Origin of the sequence: Pseudomonas sp. P9_35 (assembly GCF_034008205.1) — a bacterium.
Classification (GTDB): Bacteria; Pseudomonadota; Gammaproteobacteria; order Pseudomonadales; family Pseudomonadaceae; genus Aquipseudomonas; species Aquipseudomonas kilonensis.
The window spans coordinates 2,726,378-2,740,583 of record NZ_CP125373.1 but is presented as its reverse complement, the minus strand read 5'-3'; the positions used below and the strand labels follow the sequence as shown (position 1 = coordinate 2,740,583).

At 59.6% G+C, this 14,206-nt stretch carries 8 protein-coding genes and 3 pseudogenes; 6 read left to right on the top strand and 5 right to left on the bottom strand.

The window, feature by feature from the left end; all coding sequences use genetic code 11:
- Positions 1–10 precede the first annotated feature (10 nt).
- On the top strand, positions 11–1,180 hold the full coding sequence (locus QMK47_RS12140; RefSeq protein WP_253473592.1) for a mandelate racemase/muconate lactonizing enzyme family protein: 1,170 nt from the start codon (positions 11–13) through the stop codon (positions 1,178–1,180).
- Between the two features lie 106 nt (positions 1,181–1,286).
- A complete protein-coding gene (dctA, locus tag QMK47_RS12135; RefSeq protein WP_320390263.1) occupies positions 1,287–2,594 on the top strand; it encodes a C4-dicarboxylate transporter DctA in 1,308 nt (435 codons plus the stop codon).
- Positions 2,595–2,713: 119 nt separating this feature from the next.
- Here dctA and QMK47_RS12130 read toward each other — a convergent pair whose 3' ends face one another.
- Positions 2,714–3,295 (bottom strand): TetR/AcrR family transcriptional regulator, encoded by a 582-nt coding sequence (locus QMK47_RS12130; RefSeq protein WP_253478486.1) that lies wholly within the window; start codon positions 3,293–3,295, stop codon positions 2,714–2,716.
- A gap of 122 nt (positions 3,296–3,417) precedes the next feature.
- Between QMK47_RS12130 and QMK47_RS12125 the strand changes: the two genes are divergently transcribed.
- From QMK47_RS12125 to QMK47_RS12110, 4 genes are all read left to right on the top strand, one after another.
- Positions 3,418–4,176, top strand: coding sequence for an SDR family oxidoreductase (locus QMK47_RS12125; protein WP_258690892.1), 759 nt, complete (start codon positions 3,418–3,420; stop codon positions 4,174–4,176).
- A 63-nt stretch (positions 4,177–4,239) separates the two neighbouring features.
- A complete protein-coding gene (locus tag QMK47_RS12120) occupies positions 4,240–4,995 on the top strand; it encodes an NADPH-dependent F420 reductase (RefSeq protein ID WP_320390522.1) in 756 nt (251 codons plus the stop codon).
- Between the two features lie 310 nt (positions 4,996–5,305).
- Positions 5,306–5,746 (top strand): hypothetical protein, encoded by a 441-nt coding sequence (locus QMK47_RS12115; RefSeq protein ID WP_214509215.1) that lies wholly within the window; start codon positions 5,306–5,308, stop codon positions 5,744–5,746.
- A 31-nt stretch (positions 5,747–5,777) separates the two neighbouring features.
- The gene (locus QMK47_RS12110; protein ID WP_320390262.1) at positions 5,778–8,708 is read left to right on the top strand and encodes a DUF4132 domain-containing protein; all 2,931 of its coding nucleotides are present in this window, start codon (positions 5,778–5,780) and stop codon (positions 8,706–8,708) included.
- A 9-nt stretch (positions 8,709–8,717) separates the two neighbouring features.
- On the opposite strand, the pseudogene QMK47_RS28715 reads toward QMK47_RS12110, so the two are convergent.
- From QMK47_RS28715 to QMK47_RS12100, 4 genes and pseudogenes are all read right to left on the bottom strand, one after another.
- Positions 8,718–9,059 (bottom strand): annotated as a pseudogene (locus QMK47_RS28715) (ATP-binding protein); the annotation flags it as partial.
- Positions 9,060–9,578: 519 nt separating this feature from the next.
- Positions 9,579–9,914: pseudogene (locus QMK47_RS28710) on the bottom strand (response regulator transcription factor); the annotation flags it as partial.
- 213 nt (positions 9,915–10,127) lie between these two features.
- Positions 10,128–11,177: pseudogene (locus tag QMK47_RS28705) on the bottom strand (sensor histidine kinase); the annotation flags it as partial.
- Positions 11,178–12,471: 1,294 nt separating this feature from the next.
- Positions 12,472–13,644, bottom strand: coding sequence for an ABC transporter substrate-binding protein (locus QMK47_RS12100; RefSeq protein WP_253473570.1), 1,173 nt, complete (start codon positions 13,642–13,644; stop codon positions 12,472–12,474).
- Between the last annotated feature and the right edge of the window lie 562 nt (positions 13,645–14,206).

Genomic DNA, 14,206 nt, shown 5'->3' with positions numbered 1-14,206 from the left:
GGACCCCGCCATGCGCATCGTAGACATTCGTGAAAAAACTGTTTCCATTGCCTCCCCGATTGCTAACGCCTACATCGATTTTTCGAAAATGACGTGCTCGGTTGTCGCTGTCATCACTGATGTGATTCGCGACGGAAAGCCTGTCATCGGCTACGGCTTCAACTCCAATGGACGCTATGGCCAGGGCGCATTGATGCGTGATCGTTTCCTGGCGCGCATTACGGAAGCGGATCCAGACACGCTCATCGACCATGCCAACAACAACCTGGACCCGTTCGCCATCTGGAAAACCTTGATGACCAACGAAAAGCCAGGCGGCCACGGCGAGCGCTCGGTCGCAGTGGGCACCATCGACATGGCCGTATGGGATGCCGTCGCCAAGATTGAAGGCAAACCGCTGTATCGCCTGCTGGCCGACCGTTACCGTAACGGCGTGGCCGATGACAAGGTCTGGGTCTATGCAGCGGGCGGCTACTACTACCCTGGCAAAGACCAGACCAAGCTCAAGGCGGAAATGCAGAGCTATCTGGATCGTGGCTACGACGTCGTCAAGATGAAGATCGGTGCGGTGCCGCTGGACGAAGATATCCGTCGCATCGAAGCGGTACTCGAAGTGGTTGGCGACGGTCGTCGACTGGCCGTCGATGCCAACGGTCGTTTCGATCTGCAGACCGGTATTGCTTACGCGGAAGCCATCAAGAAGTACAACCTCTTCTGGTACGAAGAGGTCGGCGACCCGCTTGACTACGCCTTGCAGGCTGAGCTTGCAAATCACTATGAACTGCCCATGGCCACCGGTGAAAACCTGTTCTCCCACCAGGACGCCCGCAACCTGCTGCGCCACGGCGGCATGCGCCCCGATCGCGACTACCTCCAGTTTGACTGTGCACTGTCCTACGGGCTCGTGGAGTACATGCGCACCCTCAAGGTGATGGAAGAAATGGGTTGGTCTTCCCGCCGCGTAGTTCCGCATGGTGGTCACCAGATGTCCCTGAACATCGCAGCAGGTCTGCACCTTGGCGGTAACGAATCGTACCCGGATGTGTTCCAGCCTTTCGGTGGCTTCGCTGACGGGATCCAGGTGGAAAACAGCTATGTCGGCCTGCCGGATATTCCAGGTGTTGGCTTCGAAGCCAAGTCCGCTTTGTACGCTGTAATGCGTGAGTTGAGCGAAGGCTGATCACCCTCGACCTGCGGTCTCTGTGCAAGGGGCCGCAGCACCAGGCAGGCATCGCCCACCAACGTCAAGCCACATGCCCATCACAAAAATAAAATGAGGTGCTTCCGTGGAATTCTCCAAATCCCGCTGGTATGGCCAGCTGTATGTGCAAGTACTCATCGGCATCGTGATCGGTGCAGCAATCGGTTACTTCCTGCCAGATATCGGAGCCAAGCTCCAACCCTTTGCCGATGGCTTCATCAAACTGATCAAAATGCTGTTGGCGCCCATTATTTTCGGTACGGTCGTTGTCGGTATCGCAAAGATGGGCAGTATCAAGGAAGTCGGCCGAATTGGCGTAAAAGCGCTGATCTACTTCGAGATTCTTTCAACCATCGCCCTGGTCGTCGGCCTGATTGTGGTCAACATCGTGAAACCTGGCGTCGGCATGAACATCAACGCCAGCGCGCTTGATGGAAGTGCCATTAACAAATACAGCCAAGCTGCCAGTGAGCAAGGCGGCGCCATCGATTTCTTTCTCAATATCATCCCGCAAACCTTCATCGGCGCCTTCTCCAATGGCGTCATGCTTCAGATCATCCTGCTTTCGGTATTGATGGGTATAGCCCTGGTTCAAATGGGCGAAACCAGCAAGCCGTTGATCAACACCATTGATCTGTTCCTGCAAGGCCTGTTCAAGGTCGTTGCAATGGTCATGCGCCTGGCTCCGATTGGTGCCGGTGCCGGCATGGCTTTCACTATTGGCAAATACGGGATTGGGACCTTGCTGTCACTCGGCCAATTGCTGGTCGCGCTCTACATCACGACCTTGATTTTCATCGTGGTGGTGCTGGGTTCGGTTGCTCGATGGTCGGGCATGCCGCTGATGCAATTTCTTCGTTATTTCAAAGATGAGATTCTCATCACGCTTGGCACCTGCTCAACCGAAGCCGTGCTGCCGCGAATGATGGTGAAGCTTGAAAAGCTTGGCTGCAAAAAATCCGTCGTGGGCATGGTGTTGCCTACGGGGTACACCTTCAATGCGGACGGCACCTGCATCTATCTCACCATGGCTGCCATCTTTATCGCCCAGGCGACCAATACGCCACTGACCTTTGTGGATCAGATAATTCTGCTGGGCGTATTCCTGCTGACCTCAAAAGGCTCGGCTGGCGTGGCGGGCGCGGGTTTCGTAACGCTGGCTGCAACGCTCACAACCATCCACTCCATTCCCCTGGTAGGCCTGGTTTTGCTCTTGGGCATTGACCGGTTCCTCAACGAAGCGCGAGCCGTTACCAACCTGATCGGTAACGGCATCGGCACCATCGCCATTGCCAAGTGGGACAACTCGTTCGATGTCGAGGCCTGCGAGCGTGAAATCGCCGCCATGAAACACGACAAGGCAGCAAGAAAGGCATTGCTGGCACAAAAGTAATCGGCAAAACGCACCGGTCATGGCGCTTCGAACACGGCATGACCGGTCGTGATGCAGCAGCAGTAATCTTGCGTTTTCGTTTGAAAGACGATCTTGATAGCCGCTCTACTTCCCTGCGGTCACTCAGTTCTGGACGGTTTCTTCTTCAGGCTTTCGGGGCTGCCAGCGCATAGACCATCCATGACCAGGTCCATCAATCTGGCGAGACGTGAGCGCCATTCGCTCTGGGAATCTATTTGCCATATTCCGGCAGTGGCTAGAAAAAAGTCGTCGTGGGTCACCCCGCTACGAATCGTTCCGGCCTTTTCATTTGCCCTCAAAAGCAACTCGGCGGCTGCCTGGACGGGGGCGTATCCCGACTTCCCTGGGAACTCGTAAGTAGAGGCTGCTTGCCGAATCGCGGTCGCAAGTCCGGACTTTGTCATTGCATATTCAACGAGGCAATCCATCCATTCTCGCAGGGCCTCCTTAGGTGGTTTTGTAGCGAGCAGTTGTTCGGCCAGCGAGGCCACTTGCTGCATTTCGAATTGATAAACCTCGAATACCAGCGCCTCTCTGTTGGCGAAATGGCGATAGAACGTGCCCTGCCCCACGCCGGCTTTCTTCGCAATCGCGCTCAGCGGGACCGCAGGATCGAGTGTCAGCTCTGCCACGGCGACCTTCAGAATTCGTTCTCGGTTTTTCTTGGCGTCAGAACGCATCGCCAATTCTTCATTCCTGGGCAAAGTTTTTTCCTTCGCTGCATTGCAAAGCGGACAGTTGTCCGGTAGTTTTTTCAGCAAGTGGACAGCTGTCCGCTTGAATACCCCTACCGGAGTTTACTATGAACAGCACTGGCAACACGATCCTGGTTACCGGCAGCACCTCAGGCATCGGCCTTGGTCTGGCGCTCAGGCTTCACAAGGCGGGAAACAACGTCATCATCGCGGGACGGCGCAAGGCTCTGCTCGACAAGATCGTGTCGGAACATCCAGGTCTTGAATCAGTATTGCTGGACGTCTGCGATCCAAAATCCATCCAGCGCACCAGCGAAGCGCTTGCGATCAGTCACCCGAATCTGAACGTGCTCATAAACAACGCGGGCATCATGCACTGGGAGGACCTGACTGATCCGCAATACCTGGGCACCGCCGAAGATATCGTGACAACGAACTTGCTCGGCACGATTCGCATGGTGTACGCATTCACTCCCCAACTGATCAAGCAGCCCAGTGCAACGATCATCAATGTCAGTTCGGCCTTGGCATTCGTCCCGCTGCCTGCGACACCGACCTACAGCGCAACCAAAGCGGCCGTTCACTCGTTCACTCAAAGCCTTCGCGTGCAACTGGAGGCCTCGTCAGTCGAGGTTATCGAGCTTGCGCCACCGGGTGTGCGCACCACTTTGCTTGGGCAGGAAAATGACGAACACGCCATGCCTTTGGACGAGTTCTTGAATGAAATCTTCGAACTGCTCGAGATCTCTCCGACCCCGCGCGAACTTGTCGTCGAACGCGCCAAGCCATTGCGGCTTGCTGAAGCGAACGGTGCCCATGATGAGATATTGAACATGCTTGCGGGATACAAAGCACCGGCAGAATGATGTTAACCATGTCGGTAGCACCTGCCTCGACGGGGCACCGTTTGTGGGTAACTGAAGAGCTTGATAGGCGAGGAAGTCATTGAAATGAAAATCGGAATTATCGGCGCGGGTAACATCGGGGCTACCCTTGCCCGTAAGCTCGCTGCGTGCGGCCATGAGGTCAAACTGGCAAACTCGAAGGCCCCTCGGAGCCTTCAGAACCTTGCCAACGAAATCGGTGTACAGGCGGTGACCAAGGAAGAGGCTGTGTCCGAGGTAGACGTTGTTATCCTCTCGATCCCCTTCGCGAAATACCCTGATCTCAAGCAGACGTTGAGTCATGTTCCCGAGAAAGTCGTCGTCATTGACACATCCAATTACTATCCGGGACGGGACGGGGCAATCAAGGAAGTTGACGACGGCAAACCCGAGAGCGTCTGGGTAAGCGAGCAGATTGGCCGCCCGGTCGTTAAGGCATGGAACGCCCTCCTCGCAGCGACGCTTGCCGACAAAGGCCAACCCGCCGGGTCTTCAACACGCATCGCCTTGCCTGTGGCTGGGGATGACGCCAATGCCGAGGCAATCGCGCGGGATCTCGTCGAGGATACCGGTTTCACCGCGCTTGCCGCTGGCAGCCTTGAGGGCTCATGGCGCCAGCAACCAGGTACCCCTGCGTACTGCACCGAACTCACGTTGCCGGCGCTGAAATCGGCCTTATGTGCGGCTGATAAAACGAAGGCGCCTCAAAACCGGGACGCACTTCTGGCCAAGTTCATGGCGCCCGGCAGCCAGTTCACGCATGAGCAAATTGTTGCCACTAATCGTGCAATGACAGCCTGACTACTGGATCAGGCATCACTACTCCCGCCCCCTGCAATACAAACGAAAAGCCACTATGGGTGCCACTGCCTGACTCGGTCCCCCTGTGGGAGCAGGGTCAGCTTGCAGTGATGTTGGATGTACCGACGCTATCGCGAGCAAGCTCGCTCCCACCGAGGTTCTCGGGTGCTCATGGCTGCGTTACGGCAAAATTGTCTCCACCAAGAGTACAGGCCAGCCTTAGCATTACGCAGCGCGATGAAATTTATTGCAGACCCGGATATGCTAAGGCGCCATCCCCCCGGCTGGCCTGGCTTGCAAGGAATGCGTCATGGAGTTCGTGGTTCATAGCTATTGCCTGAAAGGCGCACGCCAGGAGCCTTTGCTGCCCCCTGTCACCCTGACACCGAGTTCGTTGACCTTGACGGTCGCCGAACTCATTCGCCTGACCGTGGCCGAACAGATCGCCGCGCTGTCGGTCCAGCACTGCCTGGAACAAGCGTCGATGCGTGAAGTGCTCGATCGCCAATACCTGAGCGAGCGGGAGGTTCTTCGGCAAGCCAGTGAAGGCGCGGTGGTCATGCCTCAGGCCAGCGCGGCTCCAGACCTGGATGTCGGCGTTGAGATCGAACGAGCCTTGAAGGGTTTTGAAGCGCGTGCGTTCCGCGTTCTGCACAACGGCGTCATGCTGCAAAGTCTCGATGAGACAATCGAATTGAGCCCCCCTTCCACGCTCGCGTTTATCCGCCTCGTGCCGCTGATTGGCGGTTGATCTTCGTCGTTCACTTCCCTCGGATACCCTCATGCAATCACGCCGTCCTGTGCCCGAACAAGCCACACGCCTCGCTGCGCTGCGAGCATTCTGTGATAGCGCGCTGGATGACTATCCCGAGCTCAGCCAATATGACCAATTCGAGCCCGATTTCTGGGACGGCATCGACTGCCTGCGCATAGCCGATGACTGGGTCAGGCAGCATCCCCAGGAGGGGCCCAAAGCGCTGGCTGATGGTTTTGTATTCCCGACCGTTTGGGACGATCTGGAGGACCGCCGCGATCAACAGCGCTATGGCCTGCAATATCGACTCTGCGATGCGTGGATCACGGCTCACCCGGATGCCTATTCACTGGCGCAGATCTGCGCGCGACTGCAGCACATGCTGCAATTTGCTTTCGAGGACAGTGACTATCCATTGCCCACTGACGAAGATGGCCCGGCCTATTACCGAAGAAGCCCGGATCAGGCCTGGGCCTTGCCTGACGTCCCGGCGTGCATCAATCGCCTGAGCAATTACCCGCCCACCCCGGCCTGGCAGGCCTTCGCCGAATGGTTGCTGGACGGCAGCTGGAACCGCGAGCAGCCCCCTTCAGCGCCCTGTGACGAACAAAGGAAAATCGCCGACGCGTATATCTACGTGCACAAGGAAATCCAGCGCATCGCTCTGGGCCTGCTGGAAGCGGGCCGCCTCGATTACCCTCGCTTCGTCCGGGCGGCCAATACCTGGGGCCGCGCCATGATGTTCTACGCCGACGACGCCGGGCTGGACAGCGATGATGTGGACCTGGATCGCTACGCCGAGGAAGCGTTCGACGAGGACGATTCAAACGACGAGGCCCCGGAAGACGAAGGCCTCGATGATGAGTCGTCCCTGAGCGATGAGCCCCTCACTGAAGAAGCTGCTGCGGTGCCCCCTGAACTGGTGAACTTCACCGTTCGTTATGTCGAGGACGCCCTGGCTGGATTGCCCGCTAACGCCGAGAAGCTGGCTGACACCTTCCGTTCGGTAGAGGTGTATCAGACCCGCTGGTTGTTGCAGGCCCTGGCGGTCGTCGAACGACTGGGCATGACGCCGGATAACTTTCTCGACGGATTCGGCTACACGGCCGCGGTGCTCGAACGCTTCCTGTCGCTTCAGCAATTGCCCAGGAACCCATCGGCAGAGCTGCTCGCGGCGCTGACCGGTTTTTCCAGAAATAGCCTGCTGACCGCCCTGCCCTACGCCGGACAAGCCAGCCGAGTGGTGCTCGACGCGCTCGGTTGGAGTGATCTGCAAGCCTTCCAGCGTGAATACCTGAACATTGCCCTGGCACCTCAATCCGGCTGGGGCACCGACCTGCCCAATACGCTGGATGAAACCGTGGGTGTGGTGGACCGCTACCTGCTGGACAAGGCATTGGCCGAGGCCGACCCCGACCACCTGCGCGAATACCTCGCGGCACTCGAACCCTCGCACTGGGCGTTTCCCGAGACGCGTGTGCTGCTCGACGCCTACCAGGGCATCGGTCGACCGGCGCTGGAAAAGAAATTGTCCCGCCACGCACAGCCGGCAATGCGCATCTACGGCCTGCTGCCCGTCACGGGGCCGGACGACGTACGCCAGCGCTATCTGACGCTCAAGAAACTGCACAAAGAGGTGCGCAAATACGGCGCTCAACGCCAGGCCAACTCCCACGCAGCGGTGCAGGCAGGCCTGGAAAACCTGGCGCGTGTCGCCGGTTACCCCTCGGCGATTCGCCTGGAGTGGGCCATGGAATCGCAGATCGCCGAATCCGCGCTGACGGCCGCCACCATCGATGGCTATGACATCACGCTCGTCATCGACGGCTTGTCGCCCTCGTTGCACATCTGCAAAGCCGCAAAGACACTCAAGACCGCACCGCCTGCGGTGCGCAAAAACCCAGACTTCATCGCCCTCAAAACGCAGCAAACCCAGCTCAAGGAACAGATCGCGCGCTTCTGCCGCACCCTGGAAGCGATGATGAGCAGCGGTGAAACCCTGGCTCTGGACGATCTGAAGCCGCTGTTGAAAATGCCCGCGGTTCGCCTGCTGCTCGAACAGCTGATTGTGCAGGCCGACGACGCTGCGCTGGGCTGGCTCGATGCCGCAACGCTGACGGTGACTGACCTGGAAGGCCGCCAACATGTCGCTGAAAGGACGCTGCGTATCGCTCACCCTTTTCATCTGTTCACGGCCGGACAACTGTCGGCCTGGCAGAAAGAAGTGGTGACCCATCGCCGCGTGCAGCCGTTCAAACAGGCCTTTCGCGAGCTGTACCTGTTAACACCTGCTGAGCGAGACACCGGCCTGTGGTCCAACCGATTTGCCGGCCATCGCCTCAAAGGAAAAGTCGCCGCGCGGTTGCTGCAGGTCCGCAACTGGTCGACCTCAAGCGTCGAGAACATCTACTACGAGAGCAAAGAGCACGGCATCTTCGCCCTGTTCAACTTTCTGGACACCGGCCATTACCTCTCGGAAACAGAACACTTTACCTTCGACACGATTGCGTTCTACCGCGACCACAAAGCCCTACCCCTTGAGCAAGTACCACCGCTGCTGTTCTCGGAAATCATGCGCGACGCCGATCTGCTGGTCTCCGTGGCCCACACCGCGGACGACTACAGCACCAGCCAAGAAACCGTGCAACGACGCGCCGAACTGGTCGGTGAGTTGATTCAAGGGCTAGGGCTGCGAAACGTTAAATGTGAAGGACATTTTCTGCACATTACCGGCCAGCGTGCGAACTACCGCATTCATCTGGGCAGCGCGGCCATCCATATCGAACCTGGCAACTACCTGTGCATCGTGCCCGCAGGCAGCAGCTCCACGGAGTTCTACCTGCCGTTCGCCGACACCGACAGGAAAATGGCCGAGGTGCTGAGCAAGATGTTTCTGCTGCTGGACGACATGAACATAACCGACAGCCTGATACTGGAGCAGATACAGCGCGGCGGCTGATCTCGGCGCTCACCGCTTACTCAGCGGCGCATCAAGGGGAATATCGAGGATAAAGGTTGCGCCCTGTCCGGCCCCGTCGCTGCGCACGGTCAAGCTGCCACCCATTTCCTGCGCGGCCAGCGCGCAGCTGTGCAGGCCGAAACCGTGACCGTCCTTGCGCGTCGTGAAGCCATGGGAAAAGATCCGCGCCAAGTGCTCAGGCGCAATCCCATTGCCGTTGTCGGCCACCGCGATACGCAATACTGCCCCGTCAGCGAGAGACGCGCTGAACGTGACGCATCGGCTGCGATCGATCACGCCGTCCAACGCCTGCTTGGCATTGTTGATCAGGTTCACCAGAATCAGCAGCATCCGGTGCCGGTCCAGGGGCAGCAGGGGCAAGTCGGCAATGTCCCTGACCACCGTCACTTCCTGGCGCGCCAGTAATCCAGCACTCATGCGCAAGGCATCGTCGATCAACTCTGCGACCGGCACTGTCTCGACAATACTGACGGCGACGGCATAGGACTGCTGGGCAGCGACAATGGTCTTGATGTGGTCAATGCCCTTGGTGAGTTGCACGAGTTCTTCGATGATGCCCTCTTGCTCTTGCGCCACCACTTTCGCCAGCTTGAGCAGGTAATCGGGCAGCATCTTTCCCTTGTGGTCTTTGGTGAGAAAATCGCTCAGGTCATGGACGTGTTCGCTCATCATTTGCGCCACCTTGCCCAGCCCCTGGGCTTTGGAGGTGCGCATCTGGCTGCTGACCAGTTCTGCCGATACGTTCACGCTGTTGAGGACGTTGCCGACGTTGTGCAGCACAGTCGTGGCGATTTCGGCCATGCCTGCCTGACGGGATTTTGCATTCAGTTCGGTTTGCACCTGGCTCATGCGCAGCGCCGCGCGTACGCGAGCCTTGAGCTCCAGCGGCGAGAAGGGTTTGGCGATATAGTCATCGGCGCCACTCTCCAGCCCGGAGACGCAGGCCTCGCTACCGCCGCGGGCGGTCACCAGGATCACGGGCAAATGGGCAAAACCGGCGCTGGCCTTGATCCTGGCTGTCAGGCCGAAGCCGTCGAGCTTCGGCATCATCACATCCGAGACGACGACATCGATGGGGTGGAGCTGCAGGAGTGCCCAGGCCTGCTCTCCATCAGTTGCGGTGGCGACGCTGTAGTCGTCGCGCAACAGCTCGCGGAGATAGCCAAGCATTTCCGGACTGTCGTCGACTACCAGCACCTTGGATCGCAAGGCGTGTTCCGGGTGCTGCTCGTCGTCTGCGCCTTGCGTCGTAGCTTGATCGTTGCGACCGCCAAGGCGACCGTCGTCGAAACGCAGGTGGCGCTGCTCGGTTGTGCTTGCTGTGCTCGGTGACGATCGCTCGTGCATATGGCTGGTTTCGGTCGGTACGGTGTTTGGCTCTGCCCCCAGCGGCAGTCGAACAAAGAAGCACGAGCCCTGCCCGGGCTCGCTGTTGACGCCGACTTCGCCCCCCATCAGTTTGACCAGATCCTTGACCAGGGCGAGACCGATGCCGGTGCCGCTGTAATGGCGCGTGGCGGAATTGTCGATCTGGGAAAAACGCTGGAACAGCAACGGCAGTTTGTCAGGCGCAATGCCAATCCCCGAGTCTTGCACCGCGAGCTCGAATCGCTCGCCATCAATCGCGGTCACTGCCAGGTGTACGGTGCCGCCAGCGGGCGTGAACTTGATGGCATTGCTCACCAGGTTGAGGAGAATCTTCTCGAAGTGCCGGGGGTCCAGGAACACCGTGCCAAGCGTGGGATCGATGCTGCAGGTCAAGGTGCAGCCTTTGCCCTCGGCCACCATGGCGGCATCCTCGGCCAGCACACCCACCGTCTTGCTCAAGTCAACTGGCATCGGACACAACTCGAACTTGCCCGCTTCGGCCTTGGAGAAATCGAGGATGTCGTTCACCCGGTTCATCAGGCGCAGCGCGTTGCGCTGGGCGCGGTCGACTTGCACATGCCAGTCCGCAGGCGGGGTGGTCGCCGCCGAGAGTTGTTCCAGGGGAGCGAGAATGAGGGTCAGGGGGGTGCGCAGTTCGTGGCTGACCGTGGCCACGAAATCGCTCTTTGCCTGGTTGGCCGTCTCGGCCTGGTTGCGCGCCTGAATGAGTTCGATGGCCTGCGCCTCCAGCACCTCGGTCTGGTGGTGCAGCGTGTCGGTCCGCTCGGCGACCATTCTCTCCAAAGAGGCCTGGACTTGCTGTCGCTCGGCTTCGGCCTCGGCCTCCAGCACCCGGATGCGCAGGGCATTCTCCTGGAACACCCGTACCGCGCGGGTCATGATTCCAATTTCATCGCCGCGTTCGGCGCTGGCGATCTCGGCGTTCAGGTCGCCGGCCGCAAGCCGGCGCATGACCGAGGCCAGGGCCACGATGGGCTGGGCGATGAATCGCGACGTGCTCCAGGCGATGGCGCCGGCCAGCAGGATGGCGACGGTACCGGCAACGATCGTCGCAAGCATGCCGCGATCATTGTGGATCAAGGCGTCGGAGCGCGCTTGGCCTGCGAAGCGCGCCACCAACAGGCCGGCGCTTCGTGCCTCGTTGCGAACCTGGTCGCGCGCGCCGCTCAAGGCGTTGCTCGCCTGATTAAACCGGGCGAATGCCGCCCGGTAGCCGGCAATTTGGTCGCTGACAGTCAGGGGGGTAGCCTTGGCTTGCAACCCCACGGACGAAGGAAGAACGCGCGCGAGACGGGAGAGCTCGTCGAGGATGCCGCCGACCGAGCCGGCAACCTCGGCCGACGGTGACAGGCGAAACGACAAGGTCTGCGCCTCCAGGGTGGCAACACGTTCGGCGAAACGCTTGGACAACGCGGCTGCGTTGTGCAACAAGCCGGTTGCTGCCTGAATGTCATTTTCGTCACGGGAAACATGCTCGTCCACTTCACCCAGAATGGCATCGAGGCGCTCGACCACACCCTCGACAGCGGCCAGATGCCGCAAAGCCTCGTCGCCCCGGAGCTTGGGCGCCTCGCCAAGGTGCTCGACCGCCTGGCTGACACCAGCGACCGCCGTCGCCAACTGGTCCAAAGTCGCTCGCTCCTGCGGCGCCTCCATCCACTCGCGCAATTGCTCGACCACCGGCGGGAGTGCCGCGCAGGCGTTGCGCGCCGCGGTGACGGCCGCCCCATCACCGGACACCAGCACCTTGGCCACATTGACGATGATGATCCGCTCGCCGTCGCGCAGGATATCCAGAATGCGATGGGCACTTTCGATGCCGCTCACCCGCGCCTCGTGCTCAGCGGCGCGGGCATCAATCCCCTTCAGTCCATCGGCGATGCCCTGTTCGACGAGGATCGTCGCCTCTCGCATCCGCCCATAATGGGCTGTCATGTTCTCCGTTTCGCCATCCATGGTCAGGGTCGCCGCTCGCAGGGTGGCGATTGCCGCGGCGAGCCGTTGCAGACTGCCCTTGAGCGATTGCGCCTCTGCCACCGGAATGGCGGTGAGGCCGGCGATAGCCGTCGCCACCATACCTTCGGCCTGGGACAGGCTTTCCTGGTCGCGGGTGGCGATGAAGTTTTCCACCCGCCCGGTGGCCCCGTTGACCGAGGCCAGAATTTCCGCGGAATGGCTGGCGGAATCCACCGCACGCACCATGCCTCGCAGGCCATAGAGGTTCACGAGCGATACCACCAGCATCAGGAACACCAGCGCGGCGACCGCCAGGCCAATCCTGACGGCAATGGGCCTGTCCGTGGAGGATTTGAATGTCAACATGGCGCCACGCCTCCTCGCTCCACGCCTGCCACTACTGCTTCGTCACCTCCGGCAAAGGCTTCGGCGCCGCCACATTGCTGATGGCCGCGTCGATCATCGCCGCAACGGAAGCCTGGCTGTAGAGAGGATTGGCAGCGCCGCCCACCGGCATCGTGGCGAGCCAGGTGTCCAGGTCTTTCGCATCGATGCGTACCAGCGGTACCTCGACGAACTTCGGCACCTGCTTGCCCGCCAGAATCTGCTGGGCCACCCAGAAACCCACCTGGGAGACGCTCGGGGAAGCGGAGACCGAAACGGTCTCGTAGCCATTGGCATCGCGCTCCTGTTTCCACAGGGCGAGTTCGTCCTGACGGTTCCCCATCACGATGATCGGCAAAGGGCGTCCCGCCGCCTTGAACGCCATGGCCGCGCCATAACCGTCGCCGCCCTGAGTCGCGACGGCATCAATGCTGGGCAGCGACGGCAGCGCCAGCGCCACCTCCTTGCGTGCGACAGAAGCCGTCCAGTTCCCATATACAGTCTTGGCGAACTTCAGGCCTGGATAGTCGCCAGCGGCCTTGCGAATGCCGTCGCTGATGTTCTTGTCGGTGGCATCACCGGCAATGCCGCGAATCTCCAGCAGCGTTCCGTTCCCCTTGAGGCGCCCGGCGATATAGTCCATTTCCACGCGGCCCATGGCGGACCAGTTGTAGTCCACGGTATAGGCGCAGGGTTCGGTGACCAGGCTGGCCATGACGACCACCACGATGCCGGCGTTGCAGGCATCGCGGATCACCCCGTTGAGGGCCGTGTCGGACGCGGCCAGGATGACGATGGCGTTGGCACCCTTGACGATCATGTCCTGGATATGGGCCGCTTGTTCCGATGCCGAGTTATTGGCACTGATCACCGGAGCCTCGCGGATCAAGCCATCCTTTTGCGCCTGGACCGCAATCTCCTGCCAGTTGCGCACCATCACTTTGCGGAAATCGCTGCCCGCGTAAGAGTTGCTGAAGGCAATGCTATAGCTTGCGGTAGGGCCGCCGGCGATGCCGCCGTCGGCAGCGTGGGCTGGAGTGACAGCAACCAGCGCCAGCCCGGTCACGCAGCCGGCCAAGCGCCAGAAGATTTTGTGAGTGTTCGAAATGCGCCGATGGACACGCGTTACCAGACTGCGCATTCGACCATTCAGATAATAGAACCGGGCATGAAGAATCAGACACATACAGACTCCTTTCCTTGGTGGACGACAAGTGAAACCAGTACATTGCCTGCAGTGGCAATGAGCATAGTCTCAACGTGCCCGCTTCGCGCGGCCATGGAAGGATTTCAGCCAACTGAGCGCCTCACAAGGTCATACCGGGCTACAACACCTGGGTAAGCGAACGCGGGCCGGTGCTCAATATCGTCGTCCGCCCCGTTCTGGGTGGAAACCGAGCTGGCTTCGCAGTCCGACTAAATGCCGATTATTTCGCCCCGCAACATGCTTTTCACGAAATACCTACAATACGAAGCACAGATTGAACAGACAAAAGGATTTGACCCCATACAGAGAGCCCGTCATGCACGGGCTTTTTGTTGTCAGACATTCCAACTGCCAAGCTCGCCACTTCTCGAATGGAGTCGATGAACATGCATGCAAGGTGATCCCCGTTTTCAGCGCCCTGTTTAAATTCAATGGCCTACGGCGGGATGATACCAATCTGCCTGTACATTTTTTGAGCACCCGTTAAAACGCTCTGCCTACCTGGCCTCAGCGCGGTTATCCACAGACATACACACGGATT

Coding starts and splice junctions, on each gene's coding strand:
- QMK47_RS12140 (WP_253473592.1), top strand. CDS start 11: ATGCGCATCGTAGACATTCGTGAAAAAACTGTTTCCATTGCCTCCCCG.
- QMK47_RS12130 (WP_253478486.1), bottom strand. CDS start 3,295: ATGCGTTCTGACGCCAAGAAAAACCGAGAACGAATTCTGAAGGTCGCC.
- QMK47_RS12125 (WP_258690892.1), top strand. CDS start 3,418: ATGAACAGCACTGGCAACACGATCCTGGTTACCGGCAGCACCTCAGGC.
- QMK47_RS12115 (WP_214509215.1), top strand. CDS start 5,306: ATGGAGTTCGTGGTTCATAGCTATTGCCTGAAAGGCGCACGCCAGGAG.
- QMK47_RS12110 (WP_320390262.1), top strand. CDS start 5,778: ATGCAATCACGCCGTCCTGTGCCCGAACAAGCCACACGCCTCGCTGCG.
- QMK47_RS12100 (WP_253473570.1), bottom strand. CDS start 13,644: ATGTGTCTGATTCTTCATGCCCGGTTCTATTATCTGAATGGTCGAATG.